The organism is Citrobacter sp. Cpo090 (genome assembly GCF_030332665.1).
In the GTDB taxonomy this organism is placed as follows: domain Bacteria; phylum Pseudomonadota; class Gammaproteobacteria; order Enterobacterales; family Enterobacteriaceae; genus Citrobacter; species Citrobacter portucalensis.
Genome location: NZ_JAOWHK010000025.1, coordinates 1108406 through 1129704, shown reverse-complemented (window position 1 = coordinate 1129704; position 21299 = coordinate 1108406). Strand labels below are relative to the sequence as shown.

General features: G+C 50.9%; 23 protein-coding genes. 11 read left to right on the top strand and 12 right to left on the bottom strand.

The annotated features are described in order from the left end of the window. The first annotated feature begins 2 nt into the window (after positions 1–2). From pqiA to rmf, 4 genes are all read left to right on the top strand, one after another. Positions 3–1256 (top strand): membrane integrity-associated transporter subunit PqiA, encoded by a 1254-nt coding sequence (gene pqiA, locus OGY83_RS08245; protein WP_079938034.1) that lies wholly within the window; start codon positions 3–5, stop codon positions 1254–1256. Between the two features lie 4 nt (positions 1257–1260). Further along, on the top strand, positions 1261–2901 hold the full coding sequence (pqiB, locus tag OGY83_RS08240) for an intermembrane transport protein PqiB (protein WP_003831983.1): 1641 nt from the start codon (positions 1261–1263) through the stop codon (positions 2899–2901). Beyond that, positions 2898–3461, top strand: coding sequence for a membrane integrity-associated transporter subunit PqiC (gene pqiC, locus OGY83_RS08235; RefSeq protein WP_286635669.1), 564 nt, complete (start codon positions 2898–2900; stop codon positions 3459–3461). Before pqiB ends, pqiC begins: the two co-directional genes overlap by 4 nt. A 256-nt stretch (positions 3462–3717) precedes the next feature. Next, on the top strand, positions 3718–3885 hold the full coding sequence (rmf, locus tag OGY83_RS08230) for a ribosome modulation factor (protein ID WP_003035871.1): 168 nt from the start codon (positions 3718–3720) through the stop codon (positions 3883–3885). A 107-nt stretch (positions 3886–3992) separates the two neighbouring features. Here the strand turns inward: rmf and fabA are convergent, their stop codons facing one another. Beyond that, positions 3993–4511 carry a bifunctional 3-hydroxydecanoyl-ACP dehydratase/trans-2-decenoyl-ACP isomerase gene (gene fabA, locus OGY83_RS08225; RefSeq protein WP_003035875.1) on the bottom strand — a complete coding sequence of 173 codons (519 nt, stop codon included), beginning with the start codon at positions 4509–4511 and terminating at the stop codon, positions 3993–3995. 68 nt (positions 4512–4579) lie between these two features. Further along, a complete protein-coding gene (locus tag OGY83_RS08220; protein WP_286635668.1) occupies positions 4580–6340 on the bottom strand; it encodes an AAA family ATPase in 1761 nt (586 codons plus the stop codon). Positions 6341–6525: 185 nt separating this feature from the next. On the opposite strand from OGY83_RS08220, the gene matP reads away from it, so the two are divergent. Further along, a complete protein-coding gene (gene matP / locus OGY83_RS08215) occupies positions 6526–6978 on the top strand; it encodes a macrodomain Ter protein MatP (protein ID WP_042314187.1) in 453 nt (150 codons plus the stop codon). 87 nt (positions 6979–7065) lie between these two features. Here the strand turns inward: matP and ompA are convergent, their stop codons facing one another. Then, positions 7066–8124, bottom strand: a complete 1059-nt coding sequence (ompA, locus tag OGY83_RS08210) for a porin OmpA (RefSeq protein ID WP_079938031.1) — start codon at positions 8122–8124, stop codon at positions 7066–7068. Positions 8125–8481: 357 nt separating this feature from the next. Then, positions 8482–8991: an SOS-induced cell division inhibitor SulA gene (gene sulA / locus OGY83_RS08205; protein WP_008784287.1), complete on the bottom strand. Its 510-nt coding sequence runs from the start codon at positions 8989–8991 to the stop codon at positions 8482–8484. Positions 8992–9208: 217 nt separating this feature from the next. Between sulA and OGY83_RS08200 the strand changes: the two genes are divergently transcribed. After that, the gene (locus tag OGY83_RS08200; protein WP_079938029.1) at positions 9209–9823 is read left to right on the top strand and encodes a TfoX/Sxy family DNA transformation protein; all 615 of its coding nucleotides are present in this window, start codon (positions 9209–9211) and stop codon (positions 9821–9823) included. On the opposite strand, the gene yccS is transcribed toward OGY83_RS08200, so the two are convergent. Together yccS and OGY83_RS08190 are read right to left on the bottom strand one after the other, a co-directional pair. Continuing rightward, entirely contained in the window at positions 9801–11954 is a 2154-nt protein-coding gene (gene yccS, locus OGY83_RS08195; protein WP_286635667.1) for a YccS family putative transporter, read from the bottom strand. The two genes, OGY83_RS08200 and yccS, sit on opposite strands and share 23 nt — an antisense overlap. A gap of 18 nt (positions 11955–11972) precedes the next feature. Further along, positions 11973–12419 (bottom strand): YccF domain-containing protein, encoded by a 447-nt coding sequence (locus OGY83_RS08190; protein ID WP_005123514.1) that lies wholly within the window; start codon positions 12417–12419, stop codon positions 11973–11975. 125 nt (positions 12420–12544) lie between these two features. On the opposite strand from OGY83_RS08190, the gene helD reads away from it, so the two are divergent. Further along, positions 12545–14599 (top strand): DNA helicase IV, encoded by a 2055-nt coding sequence (gene helD / locus OGY83_RS08185; RefSeq protein ID WP_286635666.1) that lies wholly within the window; start codon positions 12545–12547, stop codon positions 14597–14599. A 32-nt stretch (positions 14600–14631) separates the two neighbouring features. On the opposite strand, the gene mgsA is transcribed toward helD, so the two are convergent. Further along, positions 14632–15090, bottom strand: coding sequence for a methylglyoxal synthase (gene mgsA / locus OGY83_RS08180; protein WP_003035897.1), 459 nt, complete (start codon positions 15088–15090; stop codon positions 14632–14634). 93 nt (positions 15091–15183) lie between these two features. Further along, a complete protein-coding gene (locus OGY83_RS08175) occupies positions 15184–15846 on the bottom strand; it encodes a DUF2057 family protein (protein ID WP_032942908.1) in 663 nt (220 codons plus the stop codon). A 172-nt stretch (positions 15847–16018) separates the two neighbouring features. Here OGY83_RS08175 and OGY83_RS08170 point away from each other — a divergent pair, with 172 nt between their 5' ends. Continuing rightward, positions 16019–16432 carry a CoA-binding protein gene (locus OGY83_RS08170; RefSeq protein WP_003035903.1) on the top strand — a complete coding sequence of 138 codons (414 nt, stop codon included), beginning with the start codon at positions 16019–16021 and terminating at the stop codon, positions 16430–16432. A 67-nt stretch (positions 16433–16499) separates the two neighbouring features. Here the strand turns inward: OGY83_RS08170 and hspQ are convergent, their stop codons facing one another. Continuing rightward, the gene (gene hspQ / locus OGY83_RS08165) at positions 16500–16817 is read right to left on the bottom strand and encodes a heat shock protein HspQ (RefSeq protein WP_003035905.1); all 318 of its coding nucleotides are present in this window, start codon (positions 16815–16817) and stop codon (positions 16500–16502) included. 57 nt (positions 16818–16874) lie between these two features. Next, on the bottom strand, positions 16875–18086 hold the full coding sequence (gene rlmI / locus OGY83_RS08160) for a 23S rRNA (cytosine(1962)-C(5))-methyltransferase RlmI (protein WP_048227015.1): 1212 nt from the start codon (positions 18084–18086) through the stop codon (positions 16875–16877). A 214-nt stretch (positions 18087–18300) separates the two neighbouring features. Between rlmI and OGY83_RS08155 the strand changes: the two genes are divergently transcribed. From OGY83_RS08155 to yccX, 3 genes are read left to right on the top strand one after another with little or no spacing between them, the layout of a single operon-like run. After that, positions 18301–18849 (top strand): YbhB/YbcL family Raf kinase inhibitor-like protein, encoded by a 549-nt coding sequence (locus OGY83_RS08155; protein WP_286635665.1) that lies wholly within the window; start codon positions 18301–18303, stop codon positions 18847–18849. A 16-nt stretch (positions 18850–18865) separates the two neighbouring features. Beyond that, positions 18866–19654: a helix-turn-helix transcriptional regulator gene (locus OGY83_RS08150; protein WP_286635664.1), complete on the top strand. Its 789-nt coding sequence runs from the start codon at positions 18866–18868 to the stop codon at positions 19652–19654. Positions 19655–19700: 46 nt separating this feature from the next. Next, complete coding sequence (gene yccX / locus OGY83_RS08145; RefSeq protein ID WP_079938024.1) at positions 19701–19982, top strand: acylphosphatase; 282 nt, start codon at positions 19701–19703, stop codon at positions 19980–19982. On the opposite strand, the gene tusE is transcribed toward yccX, so the two are convergent. Both tusE and yccA read right to left on the bottom strand, forming a co-directional pair. Further along, positions 19979–20308, bottom strand: coding sequence for a sulfurtransferase TusE (tusE, locus tag OGY83_RS08140; protein WP_181508938.1), 330 nt, complete (start codon positions 20306–20308; stop codon positions 19979–19981). The genes yccX and tusE overlap by 4 nt on opposite strands. A gap of 88 nt (positions 20309–20396) precedes the next feature. Continuing rightward, positions 20397–21056: an FtsH protease modulator YccA gene (yccA, locus tag OGY83_RS08135; RefSeq protein ID WP_008784297.1), complete on the bottom strand. Its 660-nt coding sequence runs from the start codon at positions 21054–21056 to the stop codon at positions 20397–20399. Positions 21057–21299 lie beyond the last annotated feature (243 nt).

Here is a 21299-nt window from a genome sequence, read left to right as displayed (position 1 = left end):
ATATGTGCGAACATCACCATGCCGCGAAGCATATTTTGTGCTCGCAGTGTGACATGCTGGTGGCGTTACCTCGCCTTGAGCATGGTCAGAAAGCGGCATGTCCACGATGTGGCACTACGTTAACGGTTGAATGGGACGCGCCGCGGCAGCGTCCTACAGCCTATGTGTTAGCAGCATTGTTCATGCTGCTTTTATCAAACCTCTTTCCCTTTGTGAATATGAACGTCGCAGGGGTAAGCAGTGAAGTCACGTTGCTGGAGATCCCCAGCGTTCTCTTTTCTGAAGACTACGCCAGTCTCGGCACCTTCTTTTTATTATTCGTGCAGTTGGTTCCTGCGTTTTGCCTGCTGACTATCCTGCTGCTGGTGAATCGGGTGCAGATGCCCGCCAGACTTAAGGCGGGCCTTGCACGCGTCCTGTTCCAGTTAAAAAGCTGGGGGATGGCGGAAATCTTCCTCGCCGGCGTGCTGGTCAGCTTCGTTAAGCTGATGGCTTACGGTGATATCGGCGTGGGCAGCAGCTTTATTCCGTGGTGCTTCTTTTGTGTTTTGCAACTGCGTGCATTCCAGTGCGTTGACCGTCGCTGGCTGTGGGATGATATTGCGCCAATGCCTGTCATAAAGCAGGCCTTAAAGCCTGGCGTGCCGGGTATTCGACAGGGACTGCGTTCCTGCTCTTGCTGCACTGCGATACTTCCCGCTGATGAGCGGGTGTGCCCACGCTGTCAGACGAAAGGCTATGTGCGGCGTAAAAACAGTCTGCAATGGACGTTGGCATTACTGTTTACGTCAATCATGCTTTATCTTCCTGCCAATATTTTGCCGATTATGATTACCGATTTGCTCGGGTCAAAGCTGCCATCAACGATACTAGAGGGGGTGGTTTTAATCTGGAGCGAAGGCTCTTATCCGGTGGCTGCGGTTATCTTTATCGCCAGTATTATGGTGCCGACGTTGAAAATGATCGCCATTGCCTGGCTATGCTGGGACGCCAAAGGGCACGGCAAACGCGACAGTGAACGTATGCACCTGATTTATGAAGTTGTGGAATTTGTCGGTCGCTGGTCAATGATCGACGTCTTTGTGATTGCGGTACTCTCTGCGCTGGTGCGTATGGGAGGGTTAATGAACATTTATCCTGCAATGGGTGCTTTGATGTTTGCTTTAGTCGTCATTATGACAATGTTTTCTGCGATGACATTTGATCCGCGTCTGTCGTGGGACCGTGAACCAGAACCAGGCCATGAGGAGTCCTGACAGCATGGAATCTAAAAGTGGGGAAGCCAAAGTGCAAAAGGTAAAAAACTGGTCGCCCGTGTGGATATTCCCTATCGTCACTGCACTCATTGGCGCGTGGGTTCTGTTTTATCACTACAGTCATCAGGGGCCACAGGTCACGCTTATCACCACCAATGCCGAAGGTATTGAAGGGGGTAAAACGACGATTAAGAGCCGCAGCGTGGATGTTGGTATCGTCGAGAGCGCAACCCTGACTGATGATTTGACCCATGTGGAGATTAAAGCGCGTCTTAACTCCGGAATGGAAAAGCTGCTGCATAAAGATTCTGTCTTTTGGGTGGTGAAGCCCCAGGTAGGACGTGAAGGTATCAGTGGGCTCGGTACGCTATTGTCCGGGGCTTATATTGAACTTCAGCCTGGCAATAAAGGCAGTAAGCTGGAAAATTACCAACTGCTGGATTCACCGCCGCTGGCCCCGCCAGATGCAAAAGGGATCCGTGTGATTCTGGACAGCAAAAAAGCCGGTCAGTTGAGCCCGGGCGATCCGGTCCTTTTCCGCGGTTATCGTGTGGGCTCGGTTGAAACCAGCACATTTGATGCGCAAAAGCGTACGATCAGCTATCAGCTTTTCATCAATGCGCCTAACGATCGTCTGGTGACCAGTAATGTGCGTTTCTGGAAAGATAGCGGGATCGCCGTAGACCTTACCTCAGCAGGTATGCGCGTAGAAATGGGATCGCTCTCCACGCTGTTTGGCGGTGGTGTAAGTTTTGATGTGCCAGAAGGTTTAGAGCAGGGCGAGCCGGTCGCACAACAGTCAGCGTTTAATCTTTATGACGATCAAAAAAGTATTCAAGATTCACTGTATACCGATCATATTGATTACCTGATGTTCTTTAAAGACTCGATTCGTGGCCTACAGCCTGGTGCACCGCTGGAATTCCGTGGCATCCGCTTGGGTACGGTGAGTAAAGTACCTTTCTTCTCACCGAATATGCGTCAGGTATTTAACAATGATTACCGCATTCCGGTGCTGGTGCGTATTGAACCTGAACGTCTGAAGGCGCAACTGGGAGAAGATACCGATGTTGGCGCTCATCTGGAGCAACTGCTTAAACGTGGATTACGGGGATCGCTGAAAACCGGGAACCTGGTGACCGGCGCGCTGTATGTCGATCTCGACTTCTACCCGAAAGAACCGCCAATTACCGGGGTGCGTGAATTTAACGGTTATCAGATAATCCCGACCGTGAGCGGTGGTCTGGCGCAGATTCAACAGCGTCTGATGGAAGCGTTAGATAAGATCAATAATCTGCCGTTGAACCCGATGATTGAGCAGGCAACCAATACGCTGTCGGAAAGCCAGCGCACAATGAAACATCTGCAAACCACGCTGGATAACATGAACAAGATTACGTCCAGCCAGTCGATGCAGGATCTGCCAGCGGATATGCAGAACACGCTGCGTGAACTAAATCGTAGTATGCAGGGCTTCCAGCCGGGTTCCGCGGCCTACAACAAGATGGTGGCGGATATGCAGCGTCTTGATCAGGTGCTGCGTGAGCTGCAACCAGTGCTGAAAACGCTGAACGATAAGAGTAATGCGCTGGTATTTGAAGCGAAGGACAAAAAAGATCCAGAGCCGAAGAGGGCGAAACAATGAAAAAGTGGCTAGTGGTGATGATGGCGGTCTGGCTAACGTCATGCAGCTCCAGCGGAGAAAATAAAAGCTATTACCAGCTCCCTATCGCTCAAGGCGGTGTGCAGAGCTCCGCCAATCAGGGAAACCGTCTGCTGTGGGTTGAACAGATTGCGGTACCTGATTATCTGGCCGGTAATGGGGTGGTTTACCAGACCAGCGATGTGCAATATGTGATAGCCAATAATAATCTCTGGGCCAGCCCATTAGATCAGCAATTGCGCAATACGCTGGTTGCGAACCTCAGTATGCAGTTGCCTGGCTGGGTTGTTGCTTCGCAGCCGCTGGGAAGCACTCAGGACACTCTGAACGTTACCGTAACCGGCTTCCACGGTCGGTACGATGGTAAGGTTATCGTTAGCGGTGAATGGTTGCTGAATCATCAGGGACAACTGATCAAACGTCCATTCCACATCGAAGCTGTACAGACTAAAGATGGCTACGATGAGATGGTGAAGGTTCTTGCCAACGTCTGGAGTCAGGAGGCGACGGCCATTGCTCAAGAGCTGAAACGCATCCCATAAGCTTAAATAATTGTAAATTATGCCGCCCCAGGTTCATTGCCCGGGGCGGTTTTTTTTATTTTTTTAGCCGTGGAGATAGCTGTTCTGACTGACTATTTTTGTACAAATGATTTAGAGGCTAGCTCACAAATATGACACTGGCGTGAATTTTGCGCATTGACGAGCCTGGTGTTTAGGGGTATTCGTTTAGTGTGATTGCACACTTAGTAATCACTGTTTTCTTTTCCACCAGACCCAAAAATGAGGGAAACGAGGCATGAAGAGACAAAAACGAGATCGCCTGGAACGGGCACATCAACGTGGATATCAGGCCGGCATTGCCGGACGCTCAAAAGAAATGTGTCCCTATCAGACGCTGAATCAGAGGTCATACTGGCTGGGAGGCTGGCGAGAAGCCATGGGGGATAGGGTTTTAATGGCCTGATTCTGTCTCTTTAGATAAAAGAAACCTCCGCAGAGCGGAGGTTTCGCCTTTTTGCATGCCAGATAAGTCGTAGAAACGTTAATGTCTGGCTGCTACGCAGTCCTGGATTAGAATGCGGAAGTGTCCTGGAAAAGACCCACTTTCAGATCGTTTGCAGTGTAGATCAGACGACCATCAACCAGCACTTCACCATCAGCCAGGCCCATGATCAGGCGACGGTTAACGATACGTTTGAAGTGAATGCGGTAAGTGACTTTCTTCGCAGTCGGCAGAACCTGGCCGGTGAATTTGACTTCGCCTACGCCCAGTGCACGGCCTTTACCTTCGCCGCCCAGCCAGCCGAGATAGAATCCAACCAGTTGCCACATGGCGTCGAGACCCAGGCAGCCCGGCATCACCGGATCGCCGATAAAGTGACAACCGAAGAACCACAGGTCTGGGTTGATATCCAGTTCAGCTTCAACATAACCTTTGTCAAAGTTGCCACCGGTTTCGGTCATCTTGATGACACGGTCCATCATCAGCATGCTTGGTGCTGGCAGTTGTGGCCCTTTAGCGCCAAACAGCTCACCGCGACCAGAGGCAAGAAGGTCTTCTTTCGTATAGGATTCGCGTTTATCTACCATGTTCTCTGTAAGCCTTATTTTATTGAAGCACGCAGGATAGCTAACACGTGTACGCTGAACAAGTCCGATCAGTTCGGAATAATCCAGTTCAGCCAACGTAGCGGCCATGGAAAACGGTGACGACCTTCCTGTTGCGTAGCCGTGGCAATACGCTCCTGAATGGTTTGCATCAGCGTTGTCTGGCCTTCGCCATCCCACACCAGATTTAACAACAGTGGCAGCGCATCAGTCACGTCGTCCACCGCCCAGATAGTGAATTTTTCTTCTTCTATGGCCTGTAGCAGCGCAGGCTGCAGGCTGAGGTGTCTGACGTTAGCCGAAGGAATGATAACGCCCTGCGTGCCTGTCAGCTCACGCTGCTGGCAGATGGCGAAGAATCCTTCAATTTTCTCATTCAGACCACCGACAGGTTGCGCCCGACCAAACTGATCGACAGAACCGGTAATAGCGATACTTTGATTAACAGGAACGTCGGCGAGGGCGCTAATCAATGCGCACAGTTCTGCCATGGACGCGCTGTCACCGTCCACTTCACTGTAAGATTGCTCAAAGGTCAGCGAGGCAGAGAAGGGGATTTGTTGCTCAAGCTGGAGTTCCGACATCAGGAACGCCTGCATAATCATCATACCCTTGGCATGAATATTTCCGCCGAGCTCGGCTTTGCGCTCAATATCCGTAAACTCGCCGTCGCCAATATGCACGACGCAGCTGATACGAGAAGGCTCGCCAAATGCGCGTGGGTGGCCTGGAAACTCAATCACCGACAAGGCGTTGATCTGGCCAATACGCTCGCCTTCTGTCTCGATAAGGATCTGCTCTTGCAGAATTTCATCCTGCATGCGTTCAGCCAGGAATCCCTCACGCCATTCGCGCTGAGCCAGCATCAGGCTGAACTGCTCAGTGTTGCAGGTTTCGCCCTCGCATAACGGAGCCACCTCTTTGAACTGTCGGGTGATCCACAGCGGGTTAAGCGGCAATGTATCCTGTTCACCGGTATAGCGAACGGCTTCACGGATCAAAACCTGCCAGGCATCCGGAGCGGGGTAAGGCAAATTATTGCGCATAGCAGTATGCGTGACCCACTGACACCACTGCGTCATGGCTTCGGCATCCACTATCTGCAGATTATCTTCAAACTCGCTGTAAATAGCCTGCTCAGCCAGCTCTGGTTCCATGTCCTGGAAATCCGCCAGCGATTCACGCTCACCCACCAAAATCACTTTCAGTTTAAGCGGCATAGGCGGAACGGAGACTGGCAGCGGGCGAGACTCATCAAAAGCCACCCAATCAAAACGCTCGTGGCTGACAATGGCTTTCAGGCGCATCCACAACAGAGGTTGGGCCAACAGCGTGCGCAATGAGATAACCAGCACACCCCCATTGGCCTGATGTACCAGACCTGGCTGCAGCGTAATTTCGCCATTGAACTGACGCAGACAGCCAAACAGTTGTTCGGCTTCGGCCCAGTCAGCGCTGACCACCTGCGTCAACGTCGCAAAATTGTCTTCCGCTTTCTCAGCTGTACGATAACGAATAGTGTGACCGGAGATGTCGTAATGGCCGCCAGTCAGGCTTCCTGCATCCGTGTGCAAGGGACGTGCAGCCTTTGCAATAAGGTTGAGATACTCAAGCTCTTCCGGTGCTTTTACCAACATGAACGAGGATGTTGTCCAGTGCTGAAGAAGCTGCTCTAGCGCAAATTGTAAACGTGGCTGAGTATCACTAAGTAAGGTGTCGGTGTCGTCAGTGACGTGCGGCTGTGCAAATACTTCCTGATAACTGTCGGTATCAGGAACCAGATCACGCCATGCAAGTTTCGTAATGGTCAAAGTTGATGTTTTTTAGTCTGTTGTAAAAAACGAGATTATACCGTAACCCTCACCACTAAACACCAGGAAAGCGCCGCGAAACGGTTGTGATGACGCGCGGCAGTTCACAGGCTGGATATTCTTTTCTTCAGATGCCGAAAAAGCTGATATTCTGATAAGAGTTACACGGTAACATTGAGATCGCAATGAAATATCAACAACTTGAAAACCTTGAAAGCGGCTGGAAATGGAAGTATCTGGTGAAGAAGCATCGTGAGGGGGAATTAATCACCCGTTACGTCGAGGCCAGCGCTGCCAAAGAAGCCGTTGATTTATTGCTAACCCTCGAAAATGAACCGGTTCGGGTCAATACCTGGATTGAAGAACACATGAATCCCGCGCTGCTTAATCGTATGAAACAAACCATACGTGCCAGGCGCAAGCGGCACTTTAATGCTGAGCATCAGCATACCCGGAAGAAATCCATCGATCTGGAATTTATGGTCTGGCAGCGTCTGGCTGGTCTTGCGCAGCGGCGCGGTAAAACGCTTTCTGAAACCATTGTGCAGCTGATTGAAGACGCAGAGCATAAAGAGAAGTACGCGAACAAAATGTCGACATTGAAGCAGGATTTACAGGCGTTGCTGGGAAAAGAGTAGCGGTTGACTGGTTTTATGCGTGGCTTACTTTGGATGAAAACAGATGAAAAAAACCCCGCATAGCGGGGTTTTTTATAAGACGATAACTTAAGCCTGAGGCTGAGTTACAACGTCTTTGATGCCTTTAACTTCGATCTCAACACGACGATCCGGAGCCAGGCAGTCGATCAGTGCAGCGCGAGCTTTCACGTTGTCACAGGTGTTGCCAGTAACTGGGTTGGATTCACCCATGCCACGTGCAGAGATTTTGTCAGAAGGAATACCTTTAGAGATCAGGTAATCAACAACGGACTGAGCACGTTTCTCGGACAGCGCCTGGTTGTAAGCGTCAGAACCGATGCGGTCAGTGAAGCCCAGAACCACTACGGAACCGTCTTTCGGATCCAGGTTGCTCAGCTGGCTGTACATCTGGTCCAGAGCCTGCTGGCCTTCTGGTTTCAGAGTTGCTTTGTTGAAGTTGAACAGAACGTCAGACTTCAGAGTGAAGTGCTTGGTCTGTACTTCTGGAGCCGGAGCCGGAGCAACAACTACTGGAGCTGCTTCTTCCTGCTGACCGAAACGGTAAGAAACACCAACGCTCAACAGACCGTTATCCGGACGACCACCAACGGTGTTCGCGTCACCGATGTTGTTGGTCCACTGGTATTCCAGACGGGTAGCGATGTCAGGAGTAATTGCGTACTCTACGCCACCAGCGAATACTGGGGATACACCAGTGTCGTGGTCTTTGAAGCCGTTGCTGCTTTTAGCGTCTGCACGCCAAACCATACCACCCAGACGGGTATAAACGTCCAGATCGTCAGTGATTGGGTAACCCAGTTTAGCGGTCAGCTGAACGCCCTGAGCTTTGAAAGCGCCATTTTGATTGGTAGCGTCAGCAGTGCCTTTGTACGGCATACGACCTAACCAGTCGTAACCCATTTCGAAACCAACGTACGGGTTAACCTGATAACCACCGAACGCGCCAGCACCCAGTTGGCTTTCGTGGGTCGGCCCGGTGTTGTTGATCTGGTTGTTGCCAATATCATGGTACTGAGACCAGCCCATTTTAGCACCAGCGTACCAGGTGTTATCTTTCGGAGCGGCCTGCGCCACGGTAGCGAAACCAGCCAGTGCCACTGCAATTGCGATAGCTGTCTTTTTCATTTTTTGCGCCTCGTTATCATCCAAAATTCGCCATGAATATCTCCGAAGAGAGATAACACGGTTAAATCCTTCACCCGGGGACCAGTTCAATAGTTACTCTACCGATATCTGCGGCTTACGCCGAGCACCCCTGGCGATGTAAAGTCTACAACGTAGTTGAAAACTTACAAGTGTGAAGTCCGTCAGGCATATGAAAAAAAAAGGCTTGTATACACAATATTTAACATTTATAGCTGAATAAATGTACTGAGGATATCCTGAAAACCGCTTCTGACAGGCGTTCAGACGAAAAACACATTACAGCTCAAAGGCAAATTGGGAGATGAAAAAAAATTCCAGGATAAATCCTAATTTTACTCAATGATACAAATTCGAGTGAATTTTTAGCCCGGAATGCTGTCTCCCCGCAAGTGTCTGAGCGCGAACCGGACGCATGATAAATCCCATCGCATTACCTTCATCAGCCGCTTTGACAAGTTCGGCATGTTCATCTTCCGTTAATTCTTCCGCCAGCCAGCCAATGACAACACTGTAATTACCCGTGCGTAGTGCACGAATCATCGATTCCAGTGTATTGCAGGGGGAGAGCTGACTAATTTGCATGACTTTCGTCAATGGAAGTCCAGCTGATTGCACCCACTCCCGGCTTAATTTTTGCTGAGGCGTCAGCCACAGCTGCCAGCGCGATTGTTGCCCTAACTGTTGCAGCAGGGGAAGCAGCAGCAGTTGTGTCATCATGGGCTGGTCCTCGCGATAGACCACTTCACTGATAAGCCCAGCGGTTGCGTTCTCTGATGAAACGCGCGCAATGTTGCTTGATGTGGAAGAGAACGACGAAGAACGATTTGCATAGCCTGAAGTGTACATAATCAATCCAGCCCTGTGAGTTACTGTATGGATATACAGTAACCCTGCCTTCAACAAAGATCAACCTTATTTTCGGAAACAGGTTCGCAATTTTTAGTCGTCGTCACGGGAAAAATAAAATTCATCTTGCCCCATACGCATAAGTTGCCTATTTTCGTCATTAACGGATCCGCTACTGAAAATCATTTGCTTACGTTATGATTTAAAAAGGATTTTTATGAAAAAACTTTCTTATGCAAGGATCTATAAATCGCAGGAATACCTTGCTTCTCTGGGGACAATTCACTATCGCTCACTGTTTGGCGGCTACAGTCTGACGGTTGGCGATACGGTCTTTGCCATGGTCGCCAATGGTGAGTTGTATCTTCGCGCCTGTGAGCAGAGCGCCCAGTATTGCGTACAAAATTCTCCTGTCTGGCTGACATTTATTAAGCGCGGACGTCCTCTTGTTCTTAATTATTACCAGGTGAACGATGCCCTGTGGCAAAACCAGCAGCAGCTGGTGTCGTTATCGCGATATTCATTGGATGCAGCAGTTAAGGAAAAACAGAGTCGCTTTGCCCAGCATCGTCTGCGGGAATTGCCGAATATGACGTTTCATCTGGAGACTCTGCTGAATGAAGCTGGAATTAAAGATGAGGGGACTATGCGGTCGTTAGGGGCACAAATGTGCTGGCTGAAACTTCGGCAAAATAACCCGGCTCTGACGGTAAAAGTACTCTATGCCCTTGAAGGCGCGGTAGGGGGGATACATGAAGCCGCGCTCCCGGCGACGCGTCGCCAGGAGCTGGTGGAGTGGGTAAGTTCTCTTACGCCGGAACCGGGGTATTAGAAGGTAATACGGCAATTTGCTGCTGTAATCGCCGGATCTCCGGAAGCAGAGCAATTAATAACCCAACTTGCTGAACGACCAGAGGCTCTTTACTATCCGGGCGTGGTTCCAGGTGCTGAATTCGCTGCTTCAGCCCTCCTAACGCCTGGTATACGCGTTGCTCGTCAGCGGGTTGATGGTGAAGGGCATCATCAACATAGCAAACAGCGTCATCCAGCAATGCCAAAACGTCTGGATTGGTCAATTGTTCGCGATGTGCGCCCAGCGCAGAAATATAGCTGGTAAACGTATGATTGAGACACAGTAAACGGAACGCCGTTTCGCGCGTTTGGGCCGTCACATCCGGCTCGCTCGACATGTTTGACACCACGGAGGCGAGTTCAGCATCACGGTTATGCGCATCACGGCGAGCGATACGGTAGGCCAGACGATTATCACGACCCTGATGATATTGTTCGAGAATTGCATCAAGGTAGCGGCAGTTAGCGTCAGTCGCCCGCTCTATTACCCGTGGTAGATTACGAAAACGCCAGTCTGGCCAGATGAAACTGACAGCCGCCCAGGCGATAGCACAGCCAATTAGCGTATCGATGACACGCGGCAGCGCAACCTCAAAGCCTTCGCCGAGCAGGTTAAAGCACAATAATACCAGCAGCGTGATAAACATGGTGGCATGCGCATACTGGACGTTGCGAAAAGCAAAAAACAGTACACCAGTGATCACTAAAAGTATTAGCTGCCCTTCTAAAGAGGGCACAAACCACAGAATCGGTAGGCCAATGGCAATCCCAACCAACGTGCCGATAATCCTGAGCGCCAGACGATGTCGGGTGGCATTGTAGTTTGGTTGACAGACAAACAGGCTGGTCAGCAAGATCCAGTATCCGTGGTTCATTCCAGTTATCTGGATAATGGCGTAACCAACGCAGAGCACTAACGACATGCGAACGGCATGGCGAAACAGAGCGGACTCTGGGGTGAAATTACGGCTCAGGCGTAACCAGATATCACTGAATCCATGGGGACTGTCATCGGCAAGCTGATTTTCAGACTCATTGCGCGAGAGTACCTGAGCCTGTTCAGACTCGATGGTAGCGAGCTGTGCGTCGATTGCCCGTAGGTTTGACAGTAAAAAACCCAGCGTATTGAGCAGGTCGGCAGGTTCACCACTGGCGCGTATGCGCTCAAGAGCGGCATCTATATGAGTGAAGACGCGCTCAAAGTGCGGATCGTGCTGGTATGGCGTGCGTAATAAAATACAGCGAGACAATTGTGAACAGGCTTGTCCTTGCATCGACATCAACCGCTGGAAGCGGAACATCACGTCGCTGTGACGGAAATGATCGCGTAGCGTTTGATACTGAATATGTGAGGAGCTTGCGCGTTCATGAATATCCTGCGCCACAAAATAGTAATGTAGCGTGCGACGTGTTCCCCGTTGTCCACGGTCACCGCGCAGGCGGGTCAGCAGCGACACTTTGGTCTGGTTCAGCGTTGCCATCAGTTGCCCATTAGCGAGGGCTAAATCATACAACGGCGCCTGGCTTTCATCTTCTATGTCGGGATCAAAAAGACGCGACTTCAGTTCCAGGTAATGCGCTAATTGTTCGTAGCTGCGTGCCAGATTGTCCTGTAAGGGGCGGATGGGGAACAGAAGATGTCCTGTGAGCGTCAGCAGGTTATACCAGATAGCGCCAGCGAGCAGCAGGATGGGTTGTTGATACCACTGATCGTAAAGCGAGGTGCCCAGCATTGTGTAAATGGCGATCAGCAACGCGCCAAAAGCGATGGTTGCATAGCGCTGGCCCAATCCCCCCAGCAGAATAAAACCGCTGGTGGAAAGCGTTAACCCAATAGCAAACAGCCAGGGCCATGGGAAGAGCAGTTCAACGGAGGCCGAGGCAATAAAAAAGCACACCAGCGTGATGATTAAATTACGCAGTCGGCCCGCGAGACGATCGTCCAGGTCGGTAAGTGCGGCAGCGACCATACCCAGCGTGAGTGGGATGGTCAGCTTGACGTCACCCAGCCACCAGGGCAGCGCTGTTGTGCCGCATAGCGCGATAAAAATCCGCACGTAGTACAGCCAGGTGCTGTTCCAGGTATAGCGTTTGAGCAGAGGACTTAACATAAAGGCCATCGGTCCTGATTATTCAAAACGACGACGCGCATTGGCTTCACGCGCTGCACGAGCAACTTCTACTGAAACCACCCGGCGACCCACAGGCCAGAGCGCAATGGCAGCGATTTTAAAGTTCGCAATGCCAACCGGAATACCAATAATCGTTATGCACTGGGCAATACCAGAGACAATATGCATCAGACACAACCACCAGCCGAAGAAAATCAGCCAGAAAATATTGAGTAGGGTGCCGCCGGTATTTAACAGGACGTTTTTACCAGCTGGATTCAGTTCATCGACATGAATCGCTTCGTTGCCATAGGGAAACAGCGAAAGTCGGGTTATCTCCCAGCATGAACGGGTCAAGGGTAAAGTAAAAATAAGCACGATACTGACCAGCGTTGCCAGTAACCAGGCCAGGGTGGTGGCGAAACCCCCTAGCACAAAATTTAAAATATTCAGAACAGTACGCATAAACCCTCGGTTAACTCTGGTTTTCTGTGAATTCGGCAATTGTAACGTTTTTTTGGGCTGGAGCACGTTTTCTCTGGCGGTTACACTGATAAGTAAACCTCTTCGTGTGGATCCGCTTGAGTCTTATGGAACTGAAAGCAACTTCTCTTGGAAAACGTCTGGCACAACACCCTTACGATCGGGCCGTTATTCTCAATGCCGGGATTAAAGTTTCCGGCGATCGTCACGAGTATCTTATTCCCTTCAACCAGTTACTGGCTATTCATTGCAAACGCGGCCTGGTATGGGGCGAGCTGGAGTTTGTACTCCCGGATGAGAAGGTGGTTCGTCTTCACGGTACGGAGTGGGCGGAAACCCAGCGCTTCCATCATCATTTGAATACGCTCTGGCAACAGTGGAGCCAGGAAATGAGTGACGTTGCTGCGGGGGTTCTACAGCAGCAGTTGGATGCGATAGCGGCGCGTACTAGTGAAAGTAAATGGCTGACGCGCGAACAAACGTCAGGGCTGCAGCAGCAGATTCGCCGTGCCTTTGCCGCGTTACCGCTTCCGGTTAATCGGCTGGAAGAATTTGAAAATTGCCGGGAGGCGTTACGTCAATGCCAGGCATGGTTGAAGGACATTGAAGCCTGTCGCTTACAGCACAATCAGGCGTACACCGATGCAATGCTGGAAGAGTATGCCGAGTTTTTCCAGCATATTGAATCTTCGCCGTTGAACCCTGCTCAGGCGCGCGCGGTGGTGAACGGTGAGCAATCATTGTTGGTACTTGCAGGGGCTGGAAGCGGTAAAACATCTGTGTTGGTTGCCCGGGCTGGTTGGTTGCTTGCACGGGGAGAAGCCGCGCCGGAACAGATCCTGTTGCTGGCGTTTGGACGCAAAGCAGCCCAGGAGATGGATGACCGCATCCGTGAGCGTCTGCATACGGATGAGGTCACCGCACGGACGTTCCATTCACTGGCGCTGCACATCATTTCGCAAGGTAGTAAAAAAGTCCCAACGGTGAGCAAGCTTGAAAATGATGCTATCGCGCGCAACAAACTCTTTATAACAACCTGGCGTCAGCAGTGCAGTGAGAAAAAGGCTCAGGCTAAAGGCTGGCGACAATGGTTAGAAGAAGAAATGCAGTGGTCTGTACCAGAAGGTAACTTCTGGGATGACGAAAAATTACAGCGCCGTCTGGCCTCCCGGTTGGATCGCTGGGTTAGTTTGATGCGTATGCATGGCGGAGCACAGGCGGAGATGATTGCTAATGCTCCGGAGGAGATCCGTGATCTGTTCAGTAAACGCATAAAGCTAATGGCGCCTCTGCTCAAGGCCTGGAAGAGTGCCCTGAAGGATGAGAATGCCGTCGATTTCTCCGGGTTGATCCATCAGGCTATTGTCATTCTGGAGAAGGGGCGGTTTATCAGTCCGTGGAAACATATTCTGGTCGATGAATTTCAGGATATTTCCCCTCAGCGCGCCGCCCTGTTAGCCACCTTGCGTAAGCAAAACTCGCAGACCACGCTGTTTGCCGTGGGAGATGACTGGCAGGCAATTTACCGGTTCAGCGGGGCACAGCTTTCTCTGACAACCGCATTCCAGCAAAACTTCGGTGAGGGCGATCGCTGTAATCTGGATACGACTTACCGTTTTAATAGCCGTATTGGTGAGGTAGCAAACCAGTTTATCCAGCAAAACCCACATCAGCTCACGAAACCGCTGAACAGTCTGACGACCGGTGATAAAAAAGCCGTCACGTTGCTCGACGAAAGCCAGTTAGATCTGTTGCTGGATAAGCTGTCGGGTTTTGTGAAAGCTGAAGAGAGAATTCTGGTGCTGGCGCGATACCATCATCTCAAACCTGCCAGCCTGGACAAAGCGGCTACCCGCTGGCCCAAGCTGCAGTTGGATTTTATGACTATTCATGCCAGCAAAGGGCAGCAGGCGGATTATGTCATTGTGATGGGGCTTCATGACGGGAATGACGGTTTCCCGGCTCCGGCTCGCGAGTCGATTATGGAAGAGGCGTTACTCCCGGCTGTTGAAGATTTTCCTGATGCAGAAGAGAGACGGTTGCTGTATGTGGCGCTAACGCGTGCGCGGCATCGGGTATGGCTACTGTTTAGCAAAGACGCGCCATCATGCTTTGTTGATGAGCTTAAGCAATTAGACGTTCCGGTGACCCGGAAACCCTGAAAAGCAGGCGGCAGTTGCCGCCTGCTTAGCGTTTATTTGAGGCGTTCTGCAAGATAACGGGCGTAATCCGGGATCAAGATATCTGTTGCGTCGTTGAAGTTTGGCGACTGGATAATAAAATCAGCCGTTGACACGTTGGTGGCGACCGGAATATTCCAGACCGTGGCCAGGCGCAGCAGGGCTTTGACATCAGGATCGTGGGGAACGGCGTTGAGCGGATCCCAGAAGAAAATCAGCACATCAATTTTCCCTTCTGAAATCAGCGCACCCACCTGCTGGTCACCCCCCATCGGGCCGCTCAGCATGGCGTTGACGTCCATTCCTGTCGCGCGTTGAATTAAATTTCCTGTTGTTCCTGTAGCATACAGAACGTGTTTTTCCAGTAATGGCTGGTGGCGTTCAACCCAGCTCATTAACATCTTTTTGCAGTGATCGTGTGCGACCAACGCAATATGTTTCTGCGCTGGCAATGTGCGAGTCGTTAATTCCATAGTACAGCTCCCAAGTTAACCTTGTTACAGAGTACTGGAAGCACTTGACGCTGCAAGAGAAAGACAAAAAAAATGCGTATACGAACATAAATGTCACGATGGGGGCTGTTTCTCCGCCCATTGTAAGAAGTTACTTCGGGTTTGTGCGTCAGCCTGTTGAAACCAATATTTTAAGCGCTGCTCGGTCAGCGTTTGCGACTGAGGCGGCACGCGATCCAGTTCAGATACCCCGGAAAGCAGCGAACTGTCATCGGCCATCATCGTGGCAAATTGCGGTAAAGACGCATGCTTAGCCGCTTTGTTATAGCGCTCTGTTTCCATTTCATAATCTACGATTTTTGCGGTGGACGTGATTGACAGAATATCCAGCTTAACCGGTATAGGCATGGAGTCCCCATCCAGCAGTTCCACACGAGGGGCATCATCAAAATGCGTTGCATCCCGCTCATTGTTCAGGCGCGGGAGGTGAAAATTAACCTGACTGACGAGTTGGGTATCAAAGCTGATGACCAGCGGGGGCGAAATATACAGACGTTCTTCGTGGCTGGACAGGCGAATGGTTTTTTCTACGCGAAACACGAGCTGGTGCCGACCATTTTCCAGCTCAATACTGTCGGCACCACGCAGTAATGAGCTGGAGACTTTTTTTCCGTCCAGCACCAGAAGGTCGATATCATTAGACAGACGTAAAGAGGTAGCAAAAACGGTTACCGGCAAACACAGAGCAATTAAAGCTGTCACAATGCCGGCTTTCATAGGTTTCTCCTGTCCAGAAAATATCTGTATAAGATGTATCTAAATTTTTCGATAATCACGTTTACTAACATATAGACATATTTTTGAGTTTAGCTCTCATGCGCCAGTATGGGATGAATGGTTGCAAAGTCAGGTTTGTCGTACACTTTGCTAAACAGCCTGGAGGAAAACGATGAAAGAGACCGATATTGCTGGCATTTTGACAACGACCCGTACGATTGCGCTGGTGGGGGCAAGCGATAAACCCGATCGTCCAAGCTATCGGGTGATGAAATATTTACTCGATCAGGGCTATCACGTTATTCCTGTTTCACCGAAGGTCGCTGGAAAAACACTGCTGGGGCAGCAGGGCTATGCGACGCTGGCAGATGTACCAGAGAAAGTGGATATGGTAGATGTCTTCCGTAATTCAGAAGCGGCGTGGGGGGTTGCTCAGGAGGCCATTGCCATCGGCGCGAAGACCCTATGGATGCAGCTCGGCGTGATTAACGAGCAGGCAGCCGTGCTGGCTCGCGATGCAGGGTTGACGGTGGTGATGGATCGCTGTCCGGCGATTGAAATCCCGCGGTTGGGACTGGCGAAGTAAGGTTGGTCTGTAGCCGAACAAAACGCACAGGCCCGATTAGCGAATCGCCATCGGGCCTGTGTTAGCATCAATTGCGCAGGCGAGGGGCCTGAAGCTGTTTTCGAATTGTTCGCGCCAGTTCATCCATCGACGGTTGCTCCGGATGTTCTTCCTGTAGCTCACTACTCAGTTGTGCTTCGGCCAGATACGTATGCACTGGCAGACCATTATCGTCTTCCATCACCACGTGATACCAGGGAGCGGCGCGAAGTTCGTCGTTAACCGCCAACTCATCGGCTGACGGTTGATCAAGCGAATATTCCGGGTCGATATCCACGACCACTCCGAGGTAACCTAACAGGGAATGGCGGACCTGCTGGCCGATACCGAATTTGCTGGCAATCATAGTCACCTCCCGGGAAATAGATACCCTCTATGTAAGGGTAATATTCCACTTTTCAAGTTACATGATGCGACAGGCAAACCCTTTCAGATACAGCCCTTCCGGGTAGGTAGCGATCACCGGGTGATCGGCGGCCTGACGGAACTGCTCTATAAATTGTACATCACGCCCAGCATCTATTGCGGCATCAGCGATGATTTTCTGAAATAAATCGGTGGTCATAAGCCCAGAGCAGGAGAAAGTCAGCAGCACGCCGCCCGGATTGAGCAACTGAATAGCCAGCATATTGATGTCCTTATAGCCGCGGCAGGCGCCCATCAACTGGCTTTTGTTTTCGACAAATTTCGGCGGATCCATCACGATGACGTCGAATTTCTCACCACGATCGCGATAAGCTCGCAGAAGTTTGAATACATCATCACGCACGAACTCGGCTTTGCTCAGATCCAGCTTGTTTAGTTCCACGTTCTGGCGCGCAATATCGAGCGCTTCCTGAGAGGTGTCAACGCTGACGACCTGACGGCATCCGCCCATTAATGCTGAGACCGCAAAGCCACCGGTATAAGAGAAACAGTTCAGCACACGCTGATTTTCCACATAACGACGCGTGGCCAGGCGACTGTCGCGTTGATCGAGGTAATAGCCGGTTTTGTGACCATGCTGAATATCAACCAGCAGCTTCATTCCGTGCTCTTCAATTGGCAGCAGGGCTGGCGGAAGCTCACCCGTTACTGGCCCTTGAGTCAGCTCCATACCTTCTTTTTTACGCACGGCCACATCGCTACGGTCATAAATGGCGCAGTCCGGGAAAACAATTTGCAGAGCGCTAATCAGCGCGGCGCGTTGGTATTCAGCCCCTGCACTGAGCAACTGTAACACCAGGAAGTTGCCGAAGCGGTCAATGGTGATGCCCGGCAGGCCATCGGATTCTCCGGCGATCAGACGGTAGCTATCCAGACCGTCTTTTTTCGCCAGCCAGTCACGCCATGTCTGCGCCTGCTGCAGACGACGGGTGAAGAAATCAATATCGATGGACTCAGACTTGTCGAATGTCCAGACGCGTGCACGGATCTGCGACGCGGGTGAGTACGCGCCGCGTGCTAACCATTTACCCTGATGGTCAACAATATCGATGGTTTCACCGAGGTTGGCTTTACCTTCCATACGTGCGACAGCACCGGAAAATACCCACGGATGGCGGCGCAGTAATGATTTTTCGCGCCCTTTGGCTAACACTAAACGAGGATAATGTGGAATTGTAGATTCAGTCATGCGGAGCAACCTCTCACAAACAGTGACGCGGGCTGGAGTAAAGTACCAGCCTGAAACCATTAAAATAAAATGGCGCGTAGAGTAGCACAGATGATGAGGTCAATCATTAGCGTATGGCGTTGAGCGTTTCGGCACAAAATGCTATCACAGAGGCACAGTTTCTTTTATGCCCGCAGCTTACATTGCTATTTCTTAATGAGAAAAAGGAAATACAATGAAAGCTGTCTACTCTCTGGCTACTGCCGCCATTGTTGCGTTGAGTTTTGATGTCTCCGCGGCCTCGACGTTTCGCCTCACCAGCACCGACATACCTGCTAACCTGCAATTAACGCCAAAACAGGTGTTTAAGGGATTTGGCTGCAGTGGCGACAATATTTCCCCTCAGCTGAGCTGGCAAAATCCGCCAGCTGATACCAAAAGTTTTGCCATTACGCTGTTTGATCCTGATGCGCCAACGGGAAGCGGCTGGTGGCACTGGACCATCGTAAATATTCCGGCCAAGATCCACACTCTTCCTGGCGGGGCCAGCATGAATAAGTTACCCGCTGGAGCAGTTCAGGGACGCAATGATTTCGGTTATGCTGGATTCGGTGGCGCCTGTCCACCACTGGGCGATAAACCTCATCGCTATCAGTTTACCGTATGGGCGTTAAATACCGACGCGTTGCCAATTGACAGTAACGCCAGCGGCGCGCTGGTCGGTTTTATGTTGAACAGCCACGTGATTGCCAAAGCTGAATTAACCGCCACTTACGCAAGATAATAAAGAGGATACTCTGGTGCAGGATGTACATTTTCGCCATAACAACCTTACCACCGCTGAGGTGCGTTCCGGCCAACTGCACCGTCTGCACCGAGTTAAACTGTTTTCTGCTGCTATTTGCCATATTACGCAGGGAAGTAAGGTCATTATTCAGGATGAAAATCGCCTTGTTGCAGGGCCGGGCGAGCTAATTATCATCCCAGCCAATACGCCTCTGGAGATTATTAATCAGCCGGAGCGGGGGGCGTTTCGCTCGGATTTGCTGTTGCTGTCGACGCACATCATTACCGCGTTCAAAAAAAACTGGGTCGAGGATTTCCCACCGGCAAAACTGACGTCGCTATGCACGCCCATGAGCAACGGGCTGGCATTTATGTGGGAAAGCTTGCTGGGTGCCGTACGTCAGGACTTACCTGCCAAACTGCAAGAGCACCAGGCGATGGGATTATTGCTGGCGCTGCTGCATGATGGTGTGGCAGCGCCTCTGCTTATTGAGCGACGGTTTAATCTCACTGAACAGGTGCGACAACTTATTATGTTATCCCCTGCTAAGCTATGGACAGCTCAGGAGATTGCCGGTCATCTGTCCATCGGTACCTCAACGTTGCGCAGACGATTGCAGATGGAATCACAGAGTTACCGGCAAATTGTCGAAGAGGTGCGCATGTCCTGTGCACTTTCTCAGTTGCAATCGACCACGCTGCCAATTGGCGAAATTGCGTTACGCTGTGGCTATCTGTCAGGTTCTCGGTTTACCGCAAGATTTCGCCAGCATTATGGATGTTTGCCGAAACAGGTGCGCTGAGAGCTCGGCAACTGTTCTTTCATTTACGTTGATAAGGAGAACCACAATGTCGAATGTCTGCATAATCGCCTGGGTCTATGGCCGGGTTCAGGGGGTAGGATTTCGCTATACCACCCAGCATGAGGCACAACGACTGGGTTTGGCCGGATACGCGAAGAATATGAATGACGGTAGCGTAGAGGTTGTTGCCTGTGGCGAAAGCGATCGGGTAGAACAGTTGATGAAGTGGTTGAAAGCCGGGGGGCCGAGCAGCGCCAGGGTTGACCGGGTCCTCAGTGAACCACATCGCCCTGGCGGCGAGCTAAAGGGATTTAGTATCCGCTATTAAATACATTTCACCGGTTTCGGCAGGCCGGCAATTTTCGTCGCCTGCTTGGCCGGACCTTTCGGGAACAGGCGGTAGAGATAACGGCTGTTGCCTTTCTCTTCGCCAAACTTGTTGGCCATCGCTTTTACCAGCATCCGGATAGCGGGGGAGGTATTAAACTCGAGATAAAACTCGCGTACGAAACGCACCACTTCCCAGTGTTCTGCGGAGAGCGTAATGCCTTCATTTTCGGCGATTTTCTCCGCCAGCGGCTCGCTCCACAGCGTGGTATCTTTCAGATAGCCTTCGCTATCGGTACTGATTTCTTTACCTTCAAAGATCAACATAATTCGTCACTGCGTTAGTCAAACTGGCGGCAGTTTACCAAAAAAGAAAGCCCCGCATAAGCGGGGCTGGATAATGCGTGTGGATATCTTAATCGCGGCTAGCGAAGCCCAGAATGCTCAGCAGACTGACGAAGATGTTGTACAGCGAAACATACAGGCTAACGGTGGCACGAATATAGTTGGTTTCACCACCGCGGATGATATTGCTGGTTTCAAACAGGATTGCGCCTGAAGAAATCAGAATGAACACCGCGCTGATTGCCAGATGTAATGCTGGCAGTTGCAGGAAGATATTTGCAACCATACCAATCAACACCACCACAACACCCGCCATCAGCATACCGCCGAGGAAGGACATATCTTTACGCGTGGTCAGCACATAGGCCGAGCAGCTGAAGAAGACCAGCGCCGTACCGCCCAGCGCCATGGCGATAACATCACCCATGCCTGCAGACAAGTATGTATTCAGCATTGGTCCCAGGATGTAGCCCAGGAAGCCAGTGAAAGCGAACGCTGACAAAATACCTACCGGTTTATCTGCCGTTTTGTAGGTCAGGAACATCAGACCATACATACCCACCAGCGTCAGGATAAGTCCCGGAGAAGGTAACATCAGTACGGTACTGGCGGTCGCAGTGATCGCTGAAAACGCCAGCGTCAGGCTGAGCAGGAAATAGGTATTGCGCAGCACCTTATGCGTGCTGAGTAGCGATGTACGCTCGCGCGAAGAACTAATAATACGATCCATGAGTCACTCTCTTATGACAGATGTAATTAATGATGGAGGATAATGAAATCAAGGGGAATGACACAGCGGTTTTACCCATCTTTACGCATTTTAACCCGCCAGACTTAAGCATATTATTTCAACAAAAGTTCCCGAATTAGATGTTAGCACTGTATGTGCAAAAATGTCAGATCGCTATCTACCAGGTAACTGAAAAATATTGCGTTATTCCTGAATCTCTCTGACAGTGACAGCGGTGTCTAC